This window comes from Streptosporangium nondiastaticum, from assembly GCF_003011965.1.
In the GTDB taxonomy this organism is placed as follows: Bacteria; Actinomycetota; Actinomycetes; order Streptomycetales; family Streptomycetaceae; genus Streptomyces; species Streptomyces nondiastaticus.
In genome coordinates this window covers 1-418 of sequence record NZ_PXWG01000377.1, presented here as the reverse complement: position 1 = coordinate 418, position 418 = coordinate 1, and the positions used below count along the sequence as shown (strand labels likewise).

The window sequence follows — 418 nt, the reverse complement described above, 5'->3', positions numbered from 1 at the left end:
CTGCATCGGTCGCAGTCCGCCTGAGACAACACTTCACGCCAGCCGAGGTCGCCGAACTGCGAACCCTCCTAGGAGACTCGCCCGCATGACGAACAATCTGATCGACGGATGGCTGGTCACCCCCGGCCAGTGCCTCAGCTGCGGTGGTCGGGGAGGCTGGTGGTCAGGCGAGTTCCGGGAGACCTGCACCCGCTGCGGCGGTGACGGGTGGGACCCGATGCGCGATGAGCCGTGGTTTGCGGAGTTCGTGCTGCCGTTGCAGGTGTCGAGCGGAAGCGAAAGCTTCTAGAGGAGGGACCGGTATTTCGCGGCGATGTCTGCGAGTACCGGTCGTGCATCGTCTCCGCCAACGCCTACCTGCCACAGTCGCTCGAACTGGTCCCGGTATGCCTTCAGCGCTCCCCGGTCTTTGTCCACC

1 protein-coding gene is annotated in these 418 nt (G+C 65.1%); it reads left to right on the top strand.

Translation table 11 applies throughout. The features are described 5' to 3' along the window. The first annotated feature begins 85 nt into the window (after positions 1-85). A complete protein-coding gene (locus B7P34_RS36320; RefSeq protein ID WP_106682298.1) occupies positions 86-289 on the top strand; it encodes a hypothetical protein in 204 nt (67 codons plus the stop codon). Positions 290-418: the final 129 nt, after the last annotated feature.